General features: G+C 66.6%; 23 protein-coding genes and 1 pseudogene. 8 read left to right on the top strand and 16 right to left on the bottom strand.

The annotated features are described in order from the left end of the window. Nucleotides 1-24: 24 nt before the first annotated feature. A complete protein-coding gene (locus tag ACFQZZ_RS05445; protein ID WP_378674822.1) occupies nt 25-975 on the bottom strand; it encodes an FAD-dependent oxidoreductase in 951 nt (316 codons plus the stop codon). Nucleotides 976-1,093: 118 nt separating this feature from the next. After that, a complete protein-coding gene (locus tag ACFQZZ_RS05440; RefSeq protein WP_378674819.1) occupies nt 1,094-1,693 on the bottom strand; it encodes a helix-turn-helix domain-containing protein in 600 nt (199 codons plus the stop codon). Between the two features lie 80 nt (nt 1,694-1,773). On the opposite strand from ACFQZZ_RS05440, the gene ACFQZZ_RS05435 reads away from it, so the two are divergent. Further along, entirely contained in the window at nt 1,774-2,802 is a 1,029-nt protein-coding gene (locus ACFQZZ_RS05435) for an NAD(P)/FAD-dependent oxidoreductase (protein ID WP_378674816.1), read from the top strand. 41 nt (nt 2,803-2,843) lie between these two features. On the opposite strand, the gene ACFQZZ_RS05430 is transcribed toward ACFQZZ_RS05435, so the two are convergent. Together ACFQZZ_RS05430 and ACFQZZ_RS05425 are read right to left on the bottom strand one after the other, a co-directional pair. Then, nucleotides 2,844-3,521 (bottom strand): respiratory nitrate reductase subunit gamma, encoded by a 678-nt coding sequence (locus ACFQZZ_RS05430; protein WP_378674814.1) that lies wholly within the window; start codon nt 3,519-3,521, stop codon nt 2,844-2,846. A 202-nt stretch (nt 3,522-3,723) separates the two neighbouring features. After that, complete coding sequence (locus tag ACFQZZ_RS05425) at nt 3,724-4,332, bottom strand: phosphoribosylanthranilate isomerase (protein WP_378674811.1); 609 nt, start codon at nt 4,330-4,332, stop codon at nt 3,724-3,726. Between the two features lie 326 nt (nt 4,333-4,658). On the opposite strand from ACFQZZ_RS05425, the gene ACFQZZ_RS05420 reads away from it, so the two are divergent. After that, nucleotides 4,659-5,336, top strand: a complete 678-nt coding sequence (locus ACFQZZ_RS05420) for an L-2-amino-thiazoline-4-carboxylic acid hydrolase (protein ID WP_378674810.1) — start codon at nt 4,659-4,661, stop codon at nt 5,334-5,336. Nucleotides 5,337-5,567: 231 nt separating this feature from the next. Then, nucleotides 5,568-6,337, top strand: a pseudogene (locus tag ACFQZZ_RS05415) (oxygenase MpaB family protein). Nucleotides 6,338-6,374: 37 nt separating this feature from the next. Here the strand turns inward: ACFQZZ_RS05415 and ACFQZZ_RS05410 are convergent. Then, a complete protein-coding gene (locus tag ACFQZZ_RS05410) occupies nt 6,375-6,869 on the bottom strand; it encodes a MarR family winged helix-turn-helix transcriptional regulator (protein ID WP_378674808.1) in 495 nt (164 codons plus the stop codon). A gap of 121 nt (nt 6,870-6,990) precedes the next feature. Here ACFQZZ_RS05410 and ACFQZZ_RS05405 point away from each other — a divergent pair, with 121 nt between their 5' ends. Next, entirely contained in the window at nt 6,991-7,632 is a 642-nt protein-coding gene (locus tag ACFQZZ_RS05405) for an NAD(P)-dependent oxidoreductase (protein ID WP_378674806.1), read from the top strand. Nucleotides 7,633-7,644: 12 nt separating this feature from the next. Here the strand turns inward: ACFQZZ_RS05405 and ACFQZZ_RS05400 are convergent, their stop codons facing one another. The 3 genes from ACFQZZ_RS05400 to ACFQZZ_RS05390 form a co-directional block, all read right to left on the bottom strand. Continuing rightward, a complete protein-coding gene (locus tag ACFQZZ_RS05400; protein WP_378674804.1) occupies nt 7,645-8,535 on the bottom strand; it encodes an amidohydrolase family protein in 891 nt (296 codons plus the stop codon). After that, on the bottom strand, nt 8,535-9,569 hold the full coding sequence (locus ACFQZZ_RS05395) for a nucleoside hydrolase (protein ID WP_378676383.1): 1,035 nt from the start codon (nt 9,567-9,569) through the stop codon (nt 8,535-8,537). Before ACFQZZ_RS05395 ends, ACFQZZ_RS05400 begins: the two co-directional genes overlap by 1 nt. Before the next feature lie 61 nt (nt 9,570-9,630). Continuing rightward, nucleotides 9,631-10,839: an FAD-dependent monooxygenase gene (locus ACFQZZ_RS05390; RefSeq protein WP_378674801.1), complete on the bottom strand. Its 1,209-nt coding sequence runs from the start codon at nt 10,837-10,839 to the stop codon at nt 9,631-9,633. 103 nt (nt 10,840-10,942) lie between these two features. Between ACFQZZ_RS05390 and ACFQZZ_RS05385 the strand changes: the two genes are divergently transcribed. After that, a complete protein-coding gene (locus ACFQZZ_RS05385; protein WP_378674798.1) occupies nt 10,943-11,521 on the top strand; it encodes a TetR/AcrR family transcriptional regulator in 579 nt (192 codons plus the stop codon). Nucleotides 11,522-11,525: 4 nt separating this feature from the next. Here ACFQZZ_RS05385 and ACFQZZ_RS05380 read toward each other — a convergent pair whose 3' ends face one another. Together ACFQZZ_RS05380 and ACFQZZ_RS05375 are read right to left on the bottom strand one after the other, a co-directional pair. Then, complete coding sequence (locus tag ACFQZZ_RS05380; protein ID WP_378676380.1) at nt 11,526-13,115, bottom strand: MFS transporter; 1,590 nt, start codon at nt 13,113-13,115, stop codon at nt 11,526-11,528. Nucleotides 13,116-13,276: 161 nt separating this feature from the next. After that, complete coding sequence (locus ACFQZZ_RS05375) at nt 13,277-14,623, bottom strand: CoA transferase (RefSeq protein ID WP_378674796.1); 1,347 nt, start codon at nt 14,621-14,623, stop codon at nt 13,277-13,279. A 315-nt stretch (nt 14,624-14,938) separates the two neighbouring features. Here ACFQZZ_RS05375 and ACFQZZ_RS05370 point away from each other — a divergent pair, with 315 nt between their 5' ends. Further along, nucleotides 14,939-16,219 (top strand): ATP-binding protein, encoded by a 1,281-nt coding sequence (locus tag ACFQZZ_RS05370; RefSeq protein ID WP_378676378.1) that lies wholly within the window; start codon nt 14,939-14,941, stop codon nt 16,217-16,219. Nucleotides 16,220-16,265: 46 nt separating this feature from the next. On the opposite strand, the gene ACFQZZ_RS05365 is transcribed toward ACFQZZ_RS05370, so the two are convergent. After that, nucleotides 16,266-17,084 carry an RNA polymerase sigma factor SigF gene (locus ACFQZZ_RS05365; protein ID WP_378674793.1) on the bottom strand — a complete coding sequence of 273 codons (819 nt, stop codon included), beginning with the start codon at nt 17,082-17,084 and terminating at the stop codon, nt 16,266-16,268. Continuing rightward, nucleotides 17,074-17,505 carry an ATP-binding protein gene (locus tag ACFQZZ_RS05360; protein ID WP_378674790.1) on the bottom strand — a complete coding sequence of 144 codons (432 nt, stop codon included), beginning with the start codon at nt 17,503-17,505 and terminating at the stop codon, nt 17,074-17,076. The genes ACFQZZ_RS05365 and ACFQZZ_RS05360 overlap by 11 nt, the downstream gene beginning before the upstream one ends. Before the next feature lie 143 nt (nt 17,506-17,648). Here ACFQZZ_RS05360 and ACFQZZ_RS05355 point away from each other — a divergent pair, with 143 nt between their 5' ends. Next, complete coding sequence (locus ACFQZZ_RS05355; RefSeq protein ID WP_378674788.1) at nt 17,649-18,422, top strand: thioesterase II family protein; 774 nt, start codon at nt 17,649-17,651, stop codon at nt 18,420-18,422. 43 nt (nt 18,423-18,465) lie between these two features. On the opposite strand, the gene ACFQZZ_RS05350 is transcribed toward ACFQZZ_RS05355, so the two are convergent. The 4 genes from ACFQZZ_RS05350 to ACFQZZ_RS05335 all read right to left on the bottom strand — a co-directional run bounded on the left by ACFQZZ_RS05350 (nt 18,466) and on the right by ACFQZZ_RS05335 (nt 22,417). Continuing rightward, the gene (locus ACFQZZ_RS05350) at nt 18,466-18,849 is read right to left on the bottom strand and encodes a DUF2784 domain-containing protein (RefSeq protein ID WP_378674785.1); all 384 of its coding nucleotides are present in this window, start codon (nt 18,847-18,849) and stop codon (nt 18,466-18,468) included. A gap of 83 nt (nt 18,850-18,932) precedes the next feature. After that, entirely contained in the window at nt 18,933-19,712 is a 780-nt protein-coding gene (locus ACFQZZ_RS05345; protein ID WP_378674782.1) for an O-methyltransferase, read from the bottom strand. A gap of 70 nt (nt 19,713-19,782) precedes the next feature. After that, a complete protein-coding gene (locus ACFQZZ_RS05340) occupies nt 19,783-21,240 on the bottom strand; it encodes an SDR family NAD(P)-dependent oxidoreductase (protein ID WP_378674780.1) in 1,458 nt (485 codons plus the stop codon). 238 nt (nt 21,241-21,478) lie between these two features. Next, nucleotides 21,479-22,417, bottom strand: a complete 939-nt coding sequence (locus tag ACFQZZ_RS05335) for an alpha/beta fold hydrolase (RefSeq protein WP_378674777.1) — start codon at nt 22,415-22,417, stop codon at nt 21,479-21,481. A 208-nt stretch (nt 22,418-22,625) separates the two neighbouring features. Here ACFQZZ_RS05335 and ACFQZZ_RS05330 point away from each other — a divergent pair, with 208 nt between their 5' ends. Continuing rightward, nucleotides 22,626-23,324 carry a TetR/AcrR family transcriptional regulator gene (locus ACFQZZ_RS05330; RefSeq protein ID WP_378674774.1) on the top strand — a complete coding sequence of 233 codons (699 nt, stop codon included), beginning with the start codon at nt 22,626-22,628 and terminating at the stop codon, nt 23,322-23,324. Nucleotides 23,325-23,415 lie beyond the last annotated feature (91 nt).

Below are 23,415 nucleotides of genomic sequence, written 5' to 3'. Positions count from 1 at the left end.
CGTGGTCGCTGAACGTCCCGAATGTCAGAGGCTGTCGACGATCGTCGCGACCTCGCGTGCGCAGCCGTAACCGATGGTGATGCCGGATCCTCCGTGCCCGTAGTTGTGGATCACGGGTGTGCCGGACGCGGGGGATCCGTCGAGCTCGAGGCGAACCTCGCTTCTGCCCGGCCGTAGGCCGACCAGTGTTTCGATCACTCGGCTGTCGGCCAGTTGTGGGGCGAGGTCACGGCATCTATCCAGGATCGACTGTGCCAGAGTGGGATTCGGTGTCACATCCCACTGGTCGGAGTCGAGGGAACCGCCGAGGATGCAGTCGTTCTCACGCGGGTGGACATACGCGCGGCCGAGCGGATGCGCCTCATCGCGGACCGACACGGACAATCCCGGATTGGTCACGCGAACGATTTGTCCGCGAATCGGATAGACCGTCTGATCGTCGACCAGTTGTCCGGCGCGCAACCCGGCACAGTTGACCACGACGTCCGGTGCCAGCTCGGCGACATCTTCGAGTCGGTGCACCGTGCGCCTGACCCACCGCGCCCCCGCTGCGGCGACCTCGTCGTGCAGATGCGGCAGAAAGACAGGCATCTCGACAAGCGGAACGGTGAACCTGAAGCCGAAGCTGTAGCCGGGCGGGAGTTCGTCGGCTTCGGCGGCACGAAACGCACGTACCGTGCGCGACCACGTCGGAGTCGGGGGTTCGCTCCGATAGAGGGCAAGCGATTCGCACATGCGTACTCCGGGCGTGCGTGCGGCGGCTTGTGCTTCCAGATGCGAGAAGGTCTCAGTGCTCCACGCACCGACTCGATCGGCCGGGCCCGCCGCAGTCGGAAACCACACGGCCGCAGCAAGAAACGATGTCGTCGCACTGATCGGTTCCGCACTCACGACAGTCACATCATGGCCGCCGCGTAGCAGCTCGGCCCCTGTCGAGAGACCCGAAATCCCCGAACCGATGACGACGACGTGCATCTGGCCGAGCCTACCGCCCGATGCGGGCGTGGCAGTGCCGTCGGTGGGAGGCGCGTCCAACCGGATCAGACATTCGCGCGCGCGGCGGTCGCCCACGGATGGTTCTGGGCGGTGGGCGCTAGCTGGGACCTGTTTTTGCTGTCTGCGGGCGGGCACGGAGGTGTGCGCGTTCGCCCTGCTTGCCGAACAGGCTGAGGAACTCGACCGGTTCGGCCTCCGCGGCGCCGAACCAATGCGGTACGCGGGTGTCGAACTCGGCCGCTTCACCGGGTGCGAGCACCAGATCGTGCGCACCGAGGACGACCCGCAGTCGTCCGTTGAGGACATAGAGCCATTCGTAGCCCTCATGGGTCTGTGGATCGGGTTCCTTGCGGTGGCTGCTTGCGGGGATGACGAGCTTGTATGCCTGGATGCCGCCGGCGCGGCGAGTCAGGGGCAGCATGGTCATGCCGTGGCGGGTGACCGGGCGCAGGTGGATGCGCGGGTCGCCGGTGGGTGGCGCGTCGACGAGTTCGTCGAGGGTGACGCCGTGCGCTCTGGCCAGGGGGAGTAGTAGCTCCAGTGTCGGTCGCCGGGTGCCGGACTCCAGGCGGGACAGGGTGCTCACCGAGATGCCGGTCGTTGCCGACAGGTCGGCCAGCGTGGTCTCGCGCTGGCGGCGCAGTGCTCGTAGCCGGGGTCCGACCGCGTCGAGCGCGTGATCGAGGTCGTCGTCCATGTCCGTCAGTTTGCCATATCGGCAAAAGAGTTTGCCGGAATTGCCCGTGGTCTCGCATGGTGGTCCGAGAGGAGGTGGTCATGGTGACCGATCGACTGAGTGATGGATATGACGTGGTGGTGGTCGGCGGTGGCGCTGCCGGATCGAACGCGGCGCTGATGCTGGCTCGGGCGCGGCGGTCGGTGGTGGTGATCGACGCGGGCGCGCCGCGCAACGCACCGGCTGCGGGTGTGCACGGGCTGCTGGCGCGGGACGGGATGCCGCCGGAGGAATTGTTGGAGATCGGTCGGGCCGAGGTTCGTGGCTATGGCGGTCACATGGTCGCCGGGGAGGTCACGGCTGCGGTTCGGGAGGCCGAGGGGTTCAGGGTGGCGCTGGCCGATGGCAGGTCCATCCGCACGCGTCGTCTGCTGGTGACCTCCGGGCTCGTCGATGAGTTGCCGGATGTGCCGGGGCTGCGGTCTCGGTGGGGTCGGGATGTGCTGCATTGTCCGTACTGTCACGGTTGGGAGGTCCGCGACCAGGCCATCGGTGTGCTGGCCAGTGGTCCGATGGCGGTGCACCAGGCGTTGCTGTTTCGTCAGTGGAGCGCCGACGTCACGTTCTTCTCCCACATCATGCCGCCGCTGACCGCTGGGGAGGCCGAGCAGTTGGCTGCCCGCGGCATCAGCGTGGTGGTGGGTGAGGTGGCTGCCCTGGAGATCGCCGAGGACCGCCTCGTGGGAGTGCGGCTGAGCGACGGCACGGTGGTCCGCCGGGCCGCGCTGGCCGTCCAATCACGGATGGTGGCGCGCGCCGCCTTCCTGGCATCGCTCGGACTACGGCCCACGCAGCATCCTTCAGGGCTCGGCGAGCACATCCCGGCCGATGCGACCGGCCGTACCGAAATTCCTGGAGTGTGGGTCGCGGGCAATGTCACCGACCTGGCCGCCCAGGTCGGTACCGCCGCCGCGGCGGGCGCTGCCGCCGCGGCCCAGATCAACGCCGACCTGGTCGCCGAAGACACCCGACAAGCGGTGGCCGCCTACCGGGCGCAGCGAGACCCGTTCTCGCCCGAATCCGAAGCACATCTCTCCGAACTGGTGATGGGCGACCGACGCCACGGCTGAGAACAAGCTCGGGGCATAGCTACCCGGTCTCGACGATCTACTCAGTCCTTGGCCGTTCGTGCCCGGAAGGGCCGTGGGAGTTCGGGTCGGGCTCTCGGGATGAGGCGGATGATCGGGCCCGCGAAGATACCCGCGAGGCGCGTGTAGGGCCAGATTGCGATGAGTAGCAACAGGATCAGACCGCGGGCCTGGTAGATCAGCGGGGCGTGTCGCATCGCCTCGGGGTAGGGATGGAGTGTGAACAGCGAGCGGAACCAGGCGAAGAGTGATTCAGCGGTTCGGTATCCGGCGTCGGAGGAGTTCGGATCGAATCTGATCAGCACGCCGGACAGCAGGCCCGCGATCAAGACCGGCAGCGTGATGCGGTCCAACCGGGTGATCGCGGGCCGGGCGGGGCTGGCGATCAGATCCGGGAGAAACAACAACGCCGCGCCGATCATCGCCGCTACCCCGGCGATGATCTCGACGATAAGGATGACGACATAGATCGAGCCTTCGGGGCGGCTGTGTGGTCCCGAGGCGATCATGTCGGTGATGCGTGCGCCGACCACGATGCCGAAACCGATTCGAAACGCTGTCGATCCGAGGCGTTGTGTGCGATCCATGTCCGGGCGCGCGGTGTAAGAGTGGAATCGGTCGCGGCGGTATCGCCATAGGTGACCTACGGCGAAAGAGAGAAAAGCGCTGTAAGGCAAGATGATCCACAGCAGCGATAGCACCGTCGAGTCCGCCTTCTTCCGCTTCGTACTGACGGGCCATCACTTTCGCAGACGCCTGGACGGCAAGCAAGGGGCGAAAGGCTCTGTCGCCGGTAACTGGCGGGCGAGTGCGGCGCCGGGGCAGATGAAGACAAGCATGAGACCTGCTTCGTCGCAACGTGTCCCGCGCCGTCGCCGAGCCTCACCGAGCGGCGCCGCCGGTTTACGGCTGAAGCCGCGCTGCCTCGATGAAGGCGCGGATCAGGTCCGGGGACTTCACACCCCGCTCGCTCTCCACTCCACTGGAGACATCGACACCCCACGCGAGGGTCGCTTCGGCGGCCTGACGCACGTTGCCAGGGTGCAAGCCGCCCGCCAGGAGCCAGTGGCCCGTGGGTGCGGTGAACTCCGGTGACGCCCAGTTCCACGGCTTGCCCGAGCCCGGATCCGGGGCGTCGAGCAGCAGCAGGTCCTCGCCGAGTTCGCCACATCGAGCGGGGACCTCCGTGGCGGCGGTGGCGCGGATAAGGGTGCGGCCCTGTGCGCGCAGCGCTTCGTAGTACTCCGGGCCTTCGTCGCCGTGCAGTTGCACCGCGCGGATACCGCTGTCCTGTGCCAACCGCTGGACCTCGTCGACGGACTGGCCGCGGAAGACCCCGACGGTCAGCACCCGGGCAGGCACGTGTTGCGCGAGGCGGCGGGCGGTCGCGGCGTCGACCTGACGTGGACTTGCCGCGAAAACGAAGCCGATCGCGTCGGCTCCGGCCGCCACCGCGGTGTCCACGTCCTGCTCGGTGCGCAGGCCGCAGATCTTGACGAAGAGATCGCTCATACCTCTGAGTGAACCAAACCCCGTTACGTGCCCAGCTGTGTGGTCAGCGCGCCGGCGATCTCGGTCGCCGCGGCGGCGTGTAGCGCGTTCGGGGATTTCGCCGCGAGCCTTGCTGTGTTCGATCGTGTCGACCAGTGCGCCGCGGTGGACGAAGCCGCCTGCGGCATGCGATGCTGCAAAGGCAAGTATCAATCAAAGATCGTCAGCACCAGGTAGGTCGGTGGAGCGTGCTGGCGTGCTCGTTCGGTTTCGAGCACGGCAGGCTCCCGACTTTCGGGGTTCGTTGCTGTGTTTCGGGACCGGCATCCGTCTCGAAAGGACATACCATGAACACCGACCAATTCGGGCTTGCCGGCGACGATTACGTGCCCGACCCCGACCGTGATTCCGCGGCGATCGTCGACGGGTTCTTCGACCACATCACTGCGGCGCTGCGCAATCACGATCTGCCCGACGGACTGTCCACCGCGATGCGGACACGGCTCGCGGAGTTGGAAGCCGCGAACGCGCATCACATCGTGGACGCACCCGCTGAATACAACCTGCGTATGACCCTCGCACTGGTGGTCGCATACCGCGAACTTCGGCCTCGACTCGGCCGCGAAGCAGCCATCGCCATCCTGCGCGCGGCATTCGTCGAACCCGTCGGCGAATTCGTCGCGGACAGCACCCGGGCGATGCTGGATGTGGCGCCGGATCCGTTCGCGGCCATGGTCGCGGTATCGAAGACGCGGGAGGAGCAAACGTTCGGCGCGGGCTTCACCTTCGTGCGACCGGTCGACGACGAGCGGAGCTATCACGTCGATGTCGTCCGCTGCTTCTATCACGACGTGCTGGTTGATCATTCGGCGGCGGAGCTGACGTCGGTGATGTGCGAGTTCGACGCGAACTGGATCGGTGCGATCCAGCCGCGGCGGGACGGCTTCCGGTTCGACCGCGCCACCACGATCGGTTTCGGCGGCACACACTGCCCGTTCCACTTCGATCGGGTCGACACCGAATAGTGCTGCGGGACGGGGTCCGTCGCCGAACCTGCGCTCGGACCAGTGCAGGCGAGGGCATCGCCTAACAATGCGCCAACAAGACCGAGACAGCTGTTGATTCACTGTCTCAGTCGCCCTACCGTGGTGGGATACGGCCTGGCCCGGGAGGTTTCAATAGTGAAATCCGATTCGCTGTTGCGGCGCTACGCCGCCGACGTGCGCTCGCTGCTTCCCGGGACGGCGGCCGGTGTCATGCAGCTGATGTATCCGCAGCTGGGTGCCGGTGTGGAGGAGCACTCGGACTTCTTCAATGAGCCATTCGAGCGAATCACACGTTCGGTGCCGCAGATCTGGGCGACGATTCTCGCGCCTGGCGGCACCGAACGTGCACACCACATTCGGGATCTGCATCGGGGTATCGGCGGTTTCGACGCGCGAGGCCGCCGATATCACGCGCTGCAGCCGGAGACATTCTGGTGGGCGCATGCCACCTTCACCTGGGAGATCTTCCGGTCGGTGCAGTTCTTCCAGCCGCACACGCTGACCGTGGCCGAGCAGGAACAGCTCTACGCCGAAACCGTCGAGTGGTATGAGCGCTACGGCGTGAGTGCCCGGCCGATACCGCCGAATTACGCTGCGTTCCAAGCGAAATTCCGTCGCATCTGCGCCGAGGTGCTGGAGATGACGCCGTCGGCGGCGCGGGCGTTGCACATTGCCGAGCATGGTGGGGGCACACTGAATGTGGTGTGCCGATGGCACCGGATCGTCTCGGCCGCGCGGCAGGTGTGGTGCTGTCGCCGCCGTTGCGCTTGCTCACCTACGGCTGCCTGCCGGAGCTGGTGCGTGACCGCTTCGACATCCCATGGACGCTGGCCGACAGCGCTGCCTTTGCCGCTCTCGCCACCGCGTTCGCGCAGGGTGGTCGAGTCGTTCCGGGGCGTGTCAACCAGTGGGGTTTGCGTACTGCGCTGCGAGTGGTCGGGGCGAATACCCGCGCCGAGCGGTATCGCCCGGCCGCTTAGAAACCCGCGGTAGTACGGGTGTGCGAGTGGAGCCGAATCAGGCGGATTCGCCGAAGGATTCGAGCAGCGTGCGCAGGGTTTCGGCGAGTGCATCACGTTGCGCGGGGGACAGCGGAATCAGTAGTCGTTGTTCGGTCGCGACGTGGTCGGGGAGCGCGGCGTCGATGACCTCGTGACCGGCTTCGGTGAGCGTCACCAGGATGCCGCGTCCGTCGTGTTCGCTGCGGGCGCGGCTCACCAGGCCGCGTTCCTCCAGCCGGTCCAGGCGTTGGGTGATGGCGCCGGAGGTCACCATGGCGGAGCGCATGAGCTCGGTAGGTGTCAGGCGGTGCGGTGGGTCGTTGCGGCGCAGCGTGGCGAGCACATCGAAAGAAGCGGCGTCGAGGCCGTGTGGGGCGAAGGTTTTGCGGAGCTCGGCGCTGACGAGTTGCGACAGTCTGGTGAGCCGTCCGAAGACGGCCATCGGGGAGACGTCCAGGTCAGGCCGCTGTGCTTGCCACTGCACGAGCACCTGTTCGACATGATCGGTCACCTGCGCAGCCTAGCGAATATCTCAGCGGTGAGTTATCTCATAGGGAAGTTGCTTATCGCTAAGCTATATTCCTTAGAGCTAAGCAAGTGGATCGGGCAGTGGCCCGGAGGAGGCAGGAATCATGCGCATCACAGTGTTCGGAGCGGCGGGCGATGTGGGCAGCAGGGTGGTGGCCGAGGCGCTCCAACGGGGACATGAGGTCGTCGCAGTGGTCCGCGACCCGGCGCGCGCGGCCGCGGTGCCCTCCGGCGCGGCGATCCGCACCGGAGATGCTTCGAATCCGGTCGATGTGGTGACGCTCAGCGCGGAGACGGATGTGGTGATCACCGCGACGCGTCCGGCGTCGGGTCGCGAGCACGAACTACCCGCACTGACCACGGTGCTGCTGGCCGGGTTGGCGCAGACCGGCGCCCGATTGCTGGTCGTCGGTGGTGCGTCCACCCTGACCGTGCCGGGCGCCGATGGCGCCATGTTGCACGAGATCCCCGACTTCCCGGCCGAACTGCGGCCGATCGCACAGGCGTGCGCCGATCAGCTGGCGATCTGCCGTGCCGAAACCGACGCCGACTGGACCTATCTGAGCCCGCCCGCCGAGCTGGTGCCGGGCGAGCGGACCGGTGCCTACCAGCTCGGTGCCGACGAACTGCTCGCAGGCGCCGACGGGATCTCGACGATTTCCATGGAGGATTTCGCGGTCGCCCTGCTCGACGAGGCCGAGCACCCTGCGCACTCCCGGACCAGGTTCACCGTCGCCTCCGCCTGAGGACTCCGACGATCATTCGATCTCGAAGAGCCGGGCCGCGTTTCGATAGCAGACCTGCTGCAACCAGGTGTCGCCGAGATCGAGCCGCTCCAGCGCGTAGATCGAATGACCGTAGGAGTAGGGAATGTTCGGGTAGTCGCTGCCGAAGAGGATGCGGTCACCGAAGTAGTGCAGCCTGCCGTGCTCGGTGGCGGGGAAGGGCGAGTCGGCCTCGCTGAAATCGGTCCACACCATCGTGGTGTCGAAGTGGACTCCGGGGTAATCCTGGGCCAGATCGAGGAATTCGGAGTACTCCGGATTGCCCATGTGGGCGATGATCAGCCGCAGTCGTTGGAACCGGTGCAGCAGAGCCGCAATGGGTTCCGGGCCGGTATATTCGCCGGGCGCCGGACCTGAACCGCAATGGATCAGGACCGGGATCTGGGCGTCCTCGACCAGCCCCCAGACCGGATTGAGTAGCGGATCGCAGGGATGGAAGTCGCCGACCTGAATGTGCACCTTGAACACTCGGGCACCGCGCTCGATGGCCGCCTCGACGTAGCTCGCGGCGTGGTGTTCCGGGTAGAACGTGGCGGTGTGCAGGCAGTCCGGGGTGCGTTCGGCGAAGTCGGCGGCCCATTCGTTGAGCCACGCCGCCATATCCGGTTTGTGCGGATACACCAGCGAGGTGAATGCGCGAACGCCGAAGCCGCGCAACGTCTCGAGCCGGACCTGCTCGTCGTCTCGGTAGGCGATGGGCCAGGCTTTGCCGGTCAACGGACCCGCGGCATCGAAGTACGCCCACACCTTGTGCATCACCTGGTCGGGCATGAAATGCGTATGCACGTCGATGATGCCGGGCAGATCGAGCCGGGTGCGGAAGTCGGCTAGGTAAGAATTGTCGTCGTCGTTGTCGCCGATCATCACGCATCCTCGGGTGTCGCCGGCGGGTGGACGGCTCGGGCGTAATCGCCGACCCTGGTGATCATTCGCTCGAAGAACGCCGTGGGATCGGTGCCGATCACGATGTCGGCGTTGGGTTCTCGGCCCCACATCCCGGCCCAATCGGCCACCGTGGTAGCCCGGGTCAGTGCTCCCGTCAGTTCGACATCGACCGTCGCCGGACGGGTGCGGGCGAGCGCGGGGTCCAGGGCGACCGCCGCCGCGAACGGGTCATGCATGTGCGCCAGATAGCCCTGGTCGTAGAGCCGGTGGAAGTCGAAGTAGAAACGCACCGCATCGGTCAGATATCGCACGATGGGGTTGCTCGCCGCGGATCGGGCATCCACCGAATCGGCTTCCGAAACGATCTCCACGGGTAGGCTCCCCGCGCGTTCGGCCAGCAGCGCAAGGTGTCTGGGGTACATCTCGATGGTCTCGGTGATGTCGAGCGCGCACACGATCGGTCGACGGTCCGGTGCTGCGGCGGAGAAGGCGTCGAAAACCTCCTTCGCCGCCTCCGGGTCGACGTGCACGTTCCATTCGTTGGTCGGCGTCGTATTGCCAGGATGGTTGAACGCGCCGCCCATGATGACCAGTCGCTGCAACAGTCGGGGCAGTTCGGGTTCCACCCGGAGGGCAAGCGCGAGATTGGTCAGCGGTCCGGTGCACAGGCCGACGATCTGTCCGGGGCGCTCGCGGACCAGCTCGACCCACATCTCGGCGGCCGAACGACGCGAAAGTCGGCGCGCGGATTCCGGCAGCTCCGCGTAGCCGACGCCCTGCAGTCCGTGCGTGTCCTCGGTGGTGCGCAGTGGGATAGCCAGGGGCTCGGTGGCGCCGAGCGCGACTTCGATGTCGGGCGCCCCGCACACATCCAGCCACGCGAGGTTGTTCGCCGCCACGCGAGATGCGGGCACATTGCCCGCGGTGGCGGCGATGCCGACGACCTCGGCCTCCGGGGAGGCCAGCAGATAGAGCAGCGCGAGGGAATCATCGATCCCGGTATCGACGTCCATAATGATTTGCTGCCGCACCCTGCGAGCGTAGCGAGCGGCGGCGGGCCATCCGGCTCGAGGCTCAGTAGGTAGGCAGTTCGTAGTCGTCGGTGTTGGTCATCATCTTCATGATCAACGGCTTGAACAGTCGTGAGGTCATCAATTTCATGCTGGCGTGGGCCACCCTGGTCCCCAGGCGCGAGTTGGGCAGCATCATCTTGATGCCACCGCCAGGCAGTTCCTTGGCCTTGGCGAGGAACGGCGTGACGATGGCCTCGTAGCGGGCCAGCGCACCGGCGAGATCGTCTGGGGCTGCGGCTATTTCGCCAGCGAGTACGTAGGCGCCGACGATGGCCATCGCGGTGCCCATACCGGTCATCGGGGAGCCGCAGAACCCTGCGTCACCGAGCAGCGTGACCCGTCCTGCCGCCAGGGTCGGCATGTCGACGCGCGCCAATTCGTCGAAATAGAAATCCGGCGTCGTTGCCATTGCGGCAATCACCGCGGAGGCCTCCCAGCCCGCCTCGGCGAGCATGTCCCGGATGAGCTGTTGCTGTGCGGCGACATCGCCCCGCAGGGCAGGGTCGGCGTCGGTGCGCAGCGTGATGATCGCCTTCGAGGTGGCGGGCTCGGCGTCGGGACGGATCGCGACGGCGGCGCGGGGGACCGTGTGCATCGTGAACCAGCCGGGTTCGGAACCGGCGGGTGTCGGCATCGTGAAGAAGGACATGTAGCCGCCGAGGTAGGTCGCGAACTGTTCTTCCGGACCGAACGCCAGCCGTCGTGTCGCCGAGTGCACGCCGTCCGCGCCGATGACGAGATCGAAGCGTTCGGTGGAACCCGATGCGAAGGTGACGTCGACACCCGTGTCGTGCTGCTTCAGACCGGCGATCCACTCCCCGTAGCGGTAGTCGAGTTCGCCTCCCACGGTAGCGAGTTCGGTGAGCAGCACCTGGTTCAGATCGCCGCGGGTGATCTCGATTTCGGCGACCGGGCCCTTGCCGTCGAACATTTCGGCGGGAATTCTGGCAAATTCCCTGCCGTTCTTGTCGACGTAGGCGATGCCGCGCTCGTCGAGCTGGTACTTGCGAATGCCAGGCATCAGTCCCATCCGCTCGGCCGCCTCGCGGCTGGGTCCGCGCAGGTCGACGGCCTGACCGCCGGGCCGTGGCTCGGCCGCCCGCTCCACAACGGTGGTGCGGATGCCCGCGCGCAGCAACTGCATCGCCACCGCATTGCCTGCGATTCCGCCACCGCTGACGAGGACGTGGAGCGTGCTGGTGGTGCTCATATTCTCAATTCCCGTCTGAAGAACATTCGTATTAGACATATGTCTAACACGAATGTGGCACGTGTGTCTAGCACGAATGTCTAAGACGTTGTATGGTGAGGGCATGGGAAACCGAGAAGATCTACTGGCGGGAGCACGGAAGGCCATCTTGGAACGCGGTGTCGCGAAAACCACCGCGCGGGATATCGCCGCGGCGGCCGGGGTGAGCCTTGCCGCGATCGGCTACCACTTCGGCTCCAAGGAACGGCTGATCACCGAGGCGCTGGCGGAGGCGCTCGGCACCGGCATCGGTGACAGCATGGAGGCGTTGATCAACGACACCAGCGGCACACCGCTGCTGGCGGCGTTCGCCCAGATGTGGGACGGCATGGGGGAGGTATTCGAGAACAACCGCGAGGGGATGCTGGCGAGTCTGGAGAACCTATTGCGCGTCGCGCGCTCACCGGAGTCGCAGGAATTCATGACCGACAGCCTCAGCGGCGCCTACGAGGACCTCGCGCGGTCGATGCGAGAGGCGCATCCCGCACTGGATCACGACGCGGCGCGGGCGATCGCCGAGCTGTATTTCGTTCTCACCCAGGGACTCGGTGTGCTGTGGATGATCACTCGGGGCAAGAATCTGCCCGACGGCGCCAGGCTCACCGAAGCGATCGCGGTGCTCGCCCAGGATTTGCGCACCTGACCGGTCAGTCCTGCTCGGGTGCCCCGGCCGGAATATGGCGAAGTCGAATCACCGCGATCACCGAAATCGCCAGTGCGGCAACGGCAGCGATGCCCGCGGTGACGTGCACGCCGTGCAGAAACGCCTCGCGTGCCGCCAGCAGGACAGACTCTCCGATTTGCCCGGGCAAGGCGGCGGCGACCTCGGTGGCAGCACCGAGGGTGTCGCGCGCAAACCGGTCGGCCTCGGCGGGTAGTCCCGCGGGCAGCGACTCCGTGAGGTCGCCGCGGTAGAGCGCGATGCTGATGCTGCCGAGGATCGAAATACCGAGCGCGCCACCGAGTTCGGCGCCCGTCTCCGACACGCCGGATGCCGCGCCCGCCTGCTCCGGTGGTGCCGACCCGACAATGAGCTCGGTGGTGATGCCGAATACCGGGGCAAGCCCGAGCGAAATGATCACCGACGCGACCACCGCCAGCGCGAGGTCGCCGGTTACCGAGAGTTGCAGCATCAGTAGCAATCCGACACCGGAGGCCGCCATCCCGGCACCGATGAGGTAGGCGGGTCGCACCACTCGGACGATGCGCGGCGCCAGCTGCGACCCGACGATGAAGCCGAGCCCGGATGGTGCCATCACCACACCCGTGGCCAGCGGCGAAAGGCCGAGGACCAACTGGAAGTACTGTGCGACGAACAAGAAGTATCCGAAGGCAACGAAGATGCCGATCATGTTGATCAGCAACGCGATCCGGAAAGTGCTGAGCCGGAACAGTCGCAGATCCAGCATCGGATCGGGGCGGGTGAGCTGGCGGCGGACGAAGAGCGCGCCGACAGTGCCGCCGCCGATCATAGCCAGCAGCGCGACGCTGCCGATGCCGTCCTGCGCGATCTTCTTCATACCGAAGACCAGCGCGATCATGGTGGCCACGCAGAGGGCAGCGCTGACCGGATCGAGTCTGCCCGCGTTCGGATCGCGGAACTCCGGCAACACCTTCGGGCCGAGTACCAGCAGCAGTGCCATCACCGGGACGGCAAGTAGAAACACCGAGCCCCACCAGAAGCTCTCCAACAGCACGCCGCCGAACAGTGGCCCGACCGCGCCGCCCGCGGAGAACGCGCCGACCCACACGCCGACGGCCACCGAGCGCTGCCTGGTGTCGCGAAACATGTTGAAGATCAACGACAGGGTGGACGGCGCGAGTGTCGCCCCTGCGATACCGAGCATGGCCCGGCAGCCGATCAGAATTTCCGCGGTGGGGGAGAATGCCGCCACGATAGACACCACCGCGAAGGCGGCCGCGCCGATCATCAGCAACCTGCGCCGCCCGATCCGGTCGCCTAGGGTGCCCATGGTGATCAGCAGGCCGGCCACCATGAAGCCGTAGACGTCGATGATCCACAGCAGCTGCGCGCTGGTCGGGTGCAGATCCGCGCTGATCATCGGCACGGCGAGATGCAGCACTGTCAGATCCATCGCGTAGACCAAGCAGGCCAGCGCCAGCACCGCGAGCCCGATCCACTCCCGTCGCCCCGCGAGCGGCTCGGCGGCCGAGCTGGGCAATGGGCCGATAGTGGTGGCCACAGTGCTGGTTCCTTCCGGCGCGATGTCATCCATGAGGTACATGTCGGTGCAGACGATGTAGGGACCACCATCTCATCGCCCACCGACAAGAAATCGCAAACGAATTTTCCGCCAACTACCCGCACACACGAACGCAGCGCCCAGCTACGCATCGTCGATGCGTAGCTGGTCTGCTGGATGGGTGCCGGGTTAGGTCAGCGCATGCGGACGGGCCAGGCGGCTGCGTCTGTGCCGTACGCGGGAGCTGGCCAGGCGTAGTCGGGATACTCGGGCAGTGCGGGAGCGGCGGTGACCACGTTTCCGTGCATCACGGTCGCGGCGGGATTCGGCGCGGCGGCCTGCGGATGACTCGGCGCGCGATTCGGTGCGGCCAGCAGCCACGAACCGGTGCGCGCGAGGGCAACTCGGACGTCGCGGCCGATACCGTCGGACGCCCGGGCGACCAGCGCATCGATCACACCGGCGGCGAGCAGGTAGCCGGAGGCATGGTCGAGGGCCTGCGCGGGCAGCGCGCCGGGGACGGCAGGAGCGCCCTCCACGATCGAAATGCCCGCCGCCGCCTGCACGATGCTGTCGAAACCGCGGCGATTGCCCCACGGACCTGATTCGCCCCACGCGCTGACCCGGCCGTGCACGAGTCCAGGTCGGGTGGCAGTGCTCAGTCCCGCGTGCTCGAGCGCGCCGGGCCGGTATCCGGTGATCAGCACGTCGGCGGAGGCGAGTAGATCGTCGAGCACGGCGAGTTGGGTGCGCAGGTCGAGGAGGGCGGAGCGTTTGCCCTGGCTGGTGTCGGCGAACTGCCACGGAATCTCGGGCAGCTGTGGTGGATCGATGCGCAACACTTCGGCGCCGAGCAGCGCCAGCGCGCGGGTCGCGACCGGCCCGGCGATCACTCGGGTCAGATCGAGCACTCGGACGCCGCGCAGCGGCTGCAAAGGCGTTGCGCCGATAGGCAATCCGGACTCGCCACGATCGTCCCTGGTTTCGATCGCGACCAGCGGTCCGGCCGCGGCCGCCTGCCCCTGCGGGCTTTCGGCCCATTCCTGTTCGGTGCGGACCCGCACGGCGATCGCACCCGCCTCGGCGGCGCGCTCCTCGATATCGGATGCGCGGCTCATCGCCATCTGCGCGACGGCCAGATCGATCGGGATGTCGTCGGGCAGACCGAGGGCGGCGAGGAGCCGGGTGCGGTGGTGCGGGTAGTTGGCGTGCGTGCGGACCCAGCCGTCGAAGGTGGGGAAGAAGCCCGACAGATCCGCGAACATCGTCGGCGGTCGTCCGTCGACTCGCAGCAGACGTTCGCTGGAGAAGGCAGCGGTGATGCGGTCCGGGTCGAGCCGATACGCCACCGGGTGCAGGCCGTGCGTGACCCTGATTCGATTCGCGGCGGTGTTCAGCGCCGCGACCGATCCGGCGGCCAGCGCCCAGACCGGCAGTGTGGCGGCGAGATATCTGCCGGGAACGAAAGACGGCGCGATGCTGGAGCCGCTGATACCGATTCCGGATTCATAGTCGTGGACCAGCCGTTCATGCGCGTTCACCGGATCGAACATTTTGGATGCAGCGGCTTCGCGACTCACGAGTTCTCATACTGTCACAGCACACGGTGGTGGTCTCGTTGGCCCCCAACGACTTCGGCGTGGCCGGAATGACGATCTCGGGCGGCCTCGCGAACTGGCCCGAGTGGACGACAGGGAGGGACGGTTGCGCGTCTTCCCGGATGTCGCGAGTCCGCCGCTGCGCGGCCCGGCGATCCTCGGAAAACAGGCATCGGTGCAGCGGTCCTTGTCGAGGTGTTGTCCCAGGGTGTTCACTGGAACCGGATGGGGCTCTCGGATGGCCGAGTCGAGGTGTGCATGCCGGTATGGCGGTTGCGCGACTTTCGCGATGACGACTTGGACCAGGCGATTCAGATCTGGGATCAGAGTCGAACCCCCGGATCTGTTGAACCGGTCTTTGCCGTTGCCGAGGTGATGGCGGCCGCCAGGAAGGGACAGTCGGCGGTGGTCGCCGAGGTCGGTGCCGAGATGGTCGGGATGGCTGTTGCGGAAGTTCAGGGCGAGCGTGCCTGGGTGCTGCTGGTCGCGCTCGGGTCGCGCTGGCGGCAGCGCGGCATCGGCAGTGCTCTGCTCGCCGAGCTCGAGCGGCGACTACGGACGGCCGGTGTCCGACGGATCTGCGCTGTGCTTCCCGACGGTGCGACGGGCGCCACTGCCTTCGAGAATTCCGGATACCTGCGCCGTGACGGACTGGTCTACTACGAGATGCTCGAGCGCCTCGGGCCCCAGCAGACCAACCTGCTCACCGAGCTGGGTGGGCGTCTGCTGCCGCCTGGCCTGTGGCAGTCGATGGCAGGCATGGACCGTGAGAAGGACGTCATCGAACGCCGGATCGTGCTGCCACTGGCGAACCGGGACACCGCCGAACGCTATGGCGTGCAGACGCCGAAGAGCGTGATCCTGTTCGGGCCGCCGGGCACCGGCAAGACGAGTTTCGCGAAGGCGGTGGCGTCGCGGCTCGGCTGGCCGTTTGTCGAGCTGTTCCCGTCGAGGTTGGCCGCGGCCGCACAGGGCGGCTTGGCGGCCTCGCTGCGTGAAACATTCGATGACATCGCGGAACTCGACGAACTCGTGCTTTTCATCGACGAGGTCGAGGAGATCGCCGTCGCACGCTCCGGTAGCGCGACCAGCGCCGCGCACGGCGTCACCAACGAGTTGCTGAAGCTGATCCCGGCTTTCCGGGAGAAGGACAGCCGCCTGCTGGTGTGCGCGACGAACTCCGTGCGTTCGCTGGATTCTGCCTTCCTGCGGCCGGGGCGGTTCGACTATGTGATTCCGATCGGACCTCCGGATGCGCCCGCCCGCCGCGCAATGTGGCGTCGATACATCGGGCCCGCCGGTGATCACATCGATCTCCACCAATTGGTGAGCGCGAGCGCGCTTTTCACTCCCGCCGATATCGAGTTCGCGGCGCGCAAGGGCGCACAGGCCGCGTTCGAACGCGAAATGCTGGACGGCAGGGGTGAACTCGCGAGTACCGCGGACTACCTCACGGCCATCGCGGACACACGTCCAACCCTGACGCCCGACATCTTGACCGCCTTCGAGCAGGACGACGAGAACTACACCCGGCTCTGAGCCGGCTGCACATGGGCCGAACCTCCCGGACGCCGAGAGGTTCGGGTCAATCGCGTAGTGCTTGCTCTCGCAGTGTGTTGAGGGTCTTGGAGAGGATGCGGGAGACATTCATCTGGGAGCAGCCGAGCTGCTCGGCGATCTGGGCTTGGGACATGGATTTGAAGAAACGCATGATCAGTACCTGACGCTGCTGCTCGGGCAGGGCGGCGATGAGCGGTTTGACCGCCAGGTAGTCCTCGACGGTGCGGTAGTTCGGTTCGTCGGAGCCGAGGGTATCCAGGACCGACGCCGCGGCTCCGTCGTCGCCGCTACCGGGTGCGGGGTCGATGGGAGAGGTTTGGTAGGCATTGCGGGCGATGAACGCCTGGGTGACTTCGGTCAGATCGGCGTCGATTTCCTCGGCGATCTCCCTGGCCTTCGGCATACGGCCGAGGCGCTGCGCAAGTGCTTCGGTGGTGGGGCCGATTGTCTGTTGAATTTCCTTGAGCCGCCGTGGAACTCGCAGCGCCCAGGTGTGATCGCGAAAATGCCGCCGTACTTCGCCCATGATGGTCGGCACCGCGAAAGACAGGAATGATGCACCGAAGGACGGATCGAACCGGTCGACGGCCTGGACCATGCCCACCCTGGCGATCTGCAGCAGGTCGTCGAAGTTCTCGCCGCGGCCGCTGAATTTGCGCGCGATGTTATCGGCCAGCGGCAGGCAGCGCTCGATTACCTGCTGGCGCACCGCTTCTCGGTGCGGATCGGCGGCGTCGAGTGCGGCGAGCTCGGTGAGTAGTGGCCCGATATTGTCGTAGGGGTCGCCGCCTGAACGAGCTCGCCGCGGCCTCGGCGCCGGTGGCGAGGCCTGCTCATCGGCCATCGGTGCCACCTCGCACCCATTGGAAATCGACGACGGTCGGATACCCGCCAACCGCCGTGTCGAGCGGGGCTTGAACCGCGTTCACCGTGTCGGTCAGTGTGCGCACGATGTGCCAGCCGAAGCTGTCCTGGCCCGGCACGGTGTTCGCCGCGGCGACGGAGGAAACCTGAACGAGCATCGCGGACTCGCGATAGGTGAACCGGCAATCGATGGTCGAGTCCGGTACGGCGCCGAGGATCAGCTCGGTGGCGATCTCGTCGAGCGCCAAGCGGATGTCGGTGACCTCGTCGAGCCCGAAATCCGCAATGAGAGCGACTGTTTCGGCGAGCGCCCGCAGCATGACCAGTTGCTCCAGCAGCGCGGGCACCCGAATCTCGATCGTGGTCGATCCACTGGACTGCTCTGTCGTCCACTCCGTCATACCTACCGCCTCGTCGATACGAACAGCTCACCGGAGCAGCAAGAATAACCCGGCAGAGCAGGGTGTCGGCCCAACGGCAGACCGGCGAAGTTGCTACAAAGGAATATCCGCCTACTGGTTGTTCCACACAGAAGGAGATCGACGTGCGCCGAACCATCGCAGCCACGGACTGGCTGCGCGTGCTGCGGGCCGACGCCGCGGCCCGCCACCAACTGGTGTGCATGCCGCCGGGCGGCGGGTCCGTCACCGCGTATCGCGCGCTGGCCACGAAACTCGGTGCCGGGATCGCCGTTGCCGCCGTGCAGTATCCGGGCAGGCAGGATCGGCTCGGCGAACCCGCGATCTCGGATATGGACACCCTCACGGGTCGGATTGCGGACGAAATCCTGCGCCAGGGGCCGGTCGAACGGCTGGCGCTGTTCGGCCACAGCATGGGCGCGACCGTGGCCTTCGAAACGGCCCGCCGCCTGGAGCGCGCCGGGCAGCCGGTGACGACGTTGTTCGTCTCCGGCCGTCCCGCACCGACTTTCATGGAACCAGGTCGCCTGCACCTCGCGTCGGACGACGAGTTGATCGGTGATCTGGAGCGATTGGCGACCGATCCGACCTCGGTGCGGATATTGCGTGACGAACCCAGCCTCGCCGAGCTGGTGCTGCCCGCCGTCCGCAGCGACTACCAGGCGGTGGAGACATACGTCTACCTCGCGGGTGACCCGCTTGCCGGGGATATCGCCGCACTGGTGAGCACCGAGGACCCCACGGTGGTCCCGGAGCAGGCCGCCGAATGGCGCGACCACACCACGGGCAATTTCGAGCGCGCGGTGTTCCCCGGCGGTCACTTCTACCTGGATGAGAAGGTGGCCGAGGTAGCCGACTTCCTCACACAGAGCCTGGCACGACACCATTCCGTGCCGTGAGTCCCGCTCAGGGCGAGCCGGTTCGGATCGAAGCGGCGCACGCCTACCCGGACGCGCGGACCCGGCTACCCGCCCGCTGTCGCGACAACCATACGAACCCTACCCAGGACACCGCGACACACACCGCAACCAGCACCCGCACCAACCCCAGCGCACTTTCCGGGTAGATCACCCCGGTCAGATAGTGGTCGATGAACCCGCTCGACGGAAGCCCGGCCATCCCGGCCCGATGGCGTGCCCAGTCCTCCAGATAGGTCAGCGGGCAATCGACCCCGAGCAGGATCGTGCTGAAGCCCCACCCGAACGCGATCAGATGCAGCCAGATGGTGCGCGGCCAGCGCCACGCGAGGAATCCGCCGATCACCACGTAGGTCACGAATGCGAAGTGCACGGTGGCGGTGGCATCTGCAAGCAGCCGGTACAGCATTTTTCCAGCGTAATCGCTCGCGGACGCGGCGCGGGCGGCATCTTGCCTGCCGCGCTCGAAGGGGCGAGCGAGGCTACGGAAGTTCAGCCCAGATATTCGGACTCGAGCACAAGATCGGTGAGCAGTGATTGGTATTCGACATGTGTCTTGTGCTCGATGGTGCGCCAGGAGATGCCCTCCTGCTCGCGCATGTAGCGCCGATAAGCCGGTGCGCCAGGCATTTTCACGTTGTCGGCAACCACAATCGATCCGGGATGCAGCCAGTCCGCCGAAATGATTGTCTCCAGGTCCGGCAGATATTCGGTCTTCCAATGATCGATGAATGCGAAATCCACTGACCCGCTGGTGAATCCGTACTCGTCGATCAGCCGTTGCACCGTTGCACCGCCGTCGCCGATCTTACCGACCACGACGCTGACCCGGTCCGCCAAACCGGCGTGTTCGATGACCGCTCGTCCGATCTCGGCGTTGGCGGGGCTGGCCTCCACCGACACCAGCCGGGCGCGCGCTGGCATCAGCCTGCCCGCGCGCACCGCGCTGTATCCGCAGTAGGTGCCCAGTTCGAGCAGCAGTTTCGGCTCGGCCCGCCGGACCGCGGCGTCCAGCAGCAGACCCTTTTCGTCCCCGACATTCATCAGGATGCTGCGGTTGCGGGCGAAGTCATCGATGGCGGCGAGCACACTCTCGGGATCGCCCGCCGTGGCGTGGCCGAGGACGTGGTCGCGCAGCGCTGCCTCGCGCCCGTCACCGACCTGCCCGGTGCGCAGCAAGTGTGCCCCGCCGAGTGCGAAGCGGATGGTCGACCAGCGCAGGAACGGCAACCGGTCGCGCAGCAGCGCGCCGAGCCCGCCGTGATTCGCCATGGTGCCCCTTCCGGTCGTCGTATCGAGTTCGATGCGATTCTGCCCGCAGTGGGGGTTACTCGGCGGCGATTCACCAAGGAGAAGGTTGGTAGTCCTTCAGGAAGCAGCCGTACAGGTCGGTGCCGCGCTCACCCTGGACGATCGGGTCGTAGACGCGAGCGGCGCCGTCGACCAGGTCCAGCGGCGCGTGGAAGCCCTCTTCCGCCAGGCGCAGCTTCGTATAGTGCGGGCGCTCGTCGGTGATCCAGCCGGTGTCGACGGCGGTCATCAGGATCGAATCTTCCTCGAGCATTTCCCTGGCGCTGGTGCGGGTCAGCATGTTCAGCGCCGCCTTGGCCATATTGGTGTGCGGATGGCCGGGGCCCTTGTACGCGCGGGAGAACTGACCCTCCATGGCGGAAACGTTGACGACGTATTTGCGCCGAGCCGGGGACGCGGCCATGGTCGGGCGCAGCCGGGACACGAGAATAAACGGTGCGACCGAGTTGCAGAGCTGCACCTCGAGCAGTTCGGTGGGGTCGACCTCGGCGACGGTCTGCACCCAGCTGTTGGTGTGCGCGAGATCCGGCACCAAACCGCCGGCGTCGATCGCGACGCCACGTGAAATGCGTTCCGGTGTGGCCGATCCCGCGACCAACGCCAATTCGGCGACGTCCGCGGCGGTCAAGCTCGGCGCGAGCGAGGCGGTCAGCGCGGTCGGGTGTGCCTGCATCGTCTTGCCGAAACTCACGACGTCCGGCAGCGCGCCCGCGGGCAGCGGGCCGGACTCGGCGTCGACGAGCGCGCTGTAGGCGCCAGGGGAGCGGCGCACGGTCTGCGCGGCATTATTGATGAGAATGTCGAGCGGGCCTTGCGCGGCGACGTCGTCGGCGAGGGCGACCACCTGGGCGGGGTCACGCAGGTCGATGCCGACGATACGCAGCCGATGCAGCCAGTCGGCGCTGTCGTCCATGGCGGCGAAGCGGCGGATGGCATCGTTGGGGAAGCGCGTGGTGATGGTGGTGTGTGCGCCGTCGCGCAGCAGTCGCAGCGCGATGTACATGCCGATCTTGGCACGGCCTCCGGTCAACAGGGCGCGGCGGCCGGTGAGATCGGTACGGGCGTCCCGCTTCGAATGGCTGTTGGCGGCACACTCCGGGCACAGCTGGTGGTAGAAGGCATCGACGCGGGTGTAGCGCTGCTTGCACATATAGCAGGGGCGCGCCCGCAGCAGAGTGCCCGCACTGGCGCCCGCGGCGTTGGAGGTCAGTGGGATACCGGCGGTCTCGTCATCGATCCGATTCGGCGAGCCGGTCGCCGTCGCCGCGACTACCGCACGATCCGCGGCTGCCACCGCGTCCCTTGCCTCGCTGCGACGGCGCAGCTTGAGCTTCTTGAACATGTGCCCGACCGCGCGCTGCACGGCGATGGAGTTGGGGTCGTCCTTGTCCAGTTGCCCCGCCTGGTCGAGTACACGCAGGCAGATGGCCAGTTCGGCCGGGTCGATGGCCTGGGTATCGGGCAATGTCGACGCGGTGTTCTCGGCCATCGGAATGCGAGCTTATCCTTCGTGAACTGGGGCGGTTGACGCATCCATTGTCGCATCGACGGCTCAGCCCGCCGGTCGCACCCCGGGAGTACCGTCCAGGAAGCTCGTTACCCGTGTAGCACTCGAGCCAGGTCGACCCGACCGCACGCGGTGGCACGCTCGGCGGCCTTGGCGCTGATCGCGGTCGGTACCAAGGTGGCGGCGGCGATCTGTTGGAGCGGCCGCGACGCGCGGCGGGTTACCGGCGCGGGATCGTCGCGTCGGCCGCGTGCAGGTCTTCGACGAAGTTGGCGATGGCCTCGGCGACGAGCAGTGGCTCGGTCACCGGGAGCCAGTGGTCGGCGGGAATTGCGCAGCGCCACAGGCGATCCACCCACGGGGCGCTGCTGTCGTAGAGGAACGGTGGGACGAACACGTCGGTGGTGTCGACCACCAACTGAACCGGCACCGCCGTCTGCCGGTCCCGCGGCCGCAGCAGATGGTGCAGCAGGTTGGCCCGGACGATGCGGGTCCCGGCGAGCAGGTCGGTGCGCCAGGTGGCGGCGATCGGCGCATACGCGCGCGGGACTCCGCCGAGCTGCTCGATCAGCCAGGAACGGACCCGTGGTGGGTAGGCGATCCGTTGCGCGGCGGCGGGCGCAGACCCGGCACCGCGCAGCCACCACATCGGGTCGGTGGCCAGCCTGCGCAGGTGGCGTGTCGGAGATGCCATGTCACGCAACAGCATTCCGACATGGTCGAGATTGGGACCGGAGATGGCGGTGAACGATGCGATCCTGGTATTCGCGCGTGAATCGCACACCGCTTCCCACGCCTGCACCGCACCCCAGCCGTGGCCGCACACATGCACCGGAGTGCGCGGGCTGACCGCGTCGATCACCGCGTAGAAGTCCGCGGCGAGCCGCTCGAGTCGATAGTCCGGCACCGCAGTCGGTTTCGCCGACCGGCCATGGCCACGCACGTCGTAGGTGATCACGCGGAAGCCGTCGGCCAGCAGCGCCGCCACCTTGGCCCAGGCTCGGTGGGTGTCGGTGACGCCGTGCACCAGCACCAGTGGTTCGGCGGCGGGATCGCCCCATTCGAATACGGCCAGCTCGGCACTCTCGACGGGCACGGTCGACTGTCGGTCCGGTCGCCGGATGTCGGTCGGGTCGGTGCTGTCGGGCTGTTCGGTCATGTTCGCGCCTCGATCGATGAGCTGTCGCAGATGCTGATGTACCGCCGGTACGTGATCCGATACTGACAGTACGAAGTACTGGAAATCAATGGGCATGGCTGTCGATGAATATGAGGTAAGTCACGTATAGTGCGCCAAAGTTGCCAGTTCTGTCTGGTCTTGCCTGCGCATCTCATTTCGTACTGTCGGTACGTGTAAGCTCCCGACTGTGCCCAGATCCGACACCAGATCCGCTGCGAGGACGATCACCCGCGAGGAGATCGTCGACGCGGCAATTCGGGTGATCGATAGGGACGGCCCGCGGCCGAGCATGGACGACATCGCCCGCGAGGCCCACATCACCAAACCTCGGTTGTATCGCCAATTCGCCGATAAGGCGGATCTGTATACCGAGATCGGTAATCGGATGGCCAAGGCTGCCGGGGCCGCGGCGGGCAACGATCTCACCCTCATGCTCCAACCCCCGCGCACCGCGCTGCGCCGCATCCTGACCGGGTACGCCGACAGCATTCTGGAACACCCCAACGTTTTTCGCTTCCTCGGCCAGGCGCACGTCACGCAGCACGCCGACGGTTCGGTACTTCAATTCGACCTCGGTCGCGCCGCGGCGGGCCGCTTCGCCACACAGGCGCGCGAGGTCGCCGAATCCATCCCGATCGACGCGACCGGTATCGACTACCTGGCCCGTGCGGTGGCGGGGGTGGTCGTCTCGATCACCGATCTGTGGTTGGGGGACTCGCAGGCGCCGCGCCCGGTGACGACCGCCGAATTCGTCGACCAAGCCACCGAGTTCGTCTGGGGCCTCATCGATGGGTTCCTGCGCCGCCAGGGCATCTCGGCCGACCCGGACACACCGATCTTCACTTCCTTGGCGGCGGTCAACCAGTCGCAACAGTCTTCGACCTGACCCGCGTCCCCGCGAAAACAGCCTCCGTATCGGCCGGTTGACCTGACGTGTGCCCGGCTTGTTGACATCATGCCAATAGTGGTGGAATCTG

This window comes from Nocardia sp. GCM10030253 (assembly GCF_042675075.1).
Taxonomy (GTDB): Bacteria; Actinomycetota; Actinomycetes; order Mycobacteriales; family Mycobacteriaceae; genus Nocardia.
Note: the sequence above shows the minus strand (reverse complement) of the source record. Positions and strands in the feature narration are given on the sequence as shown.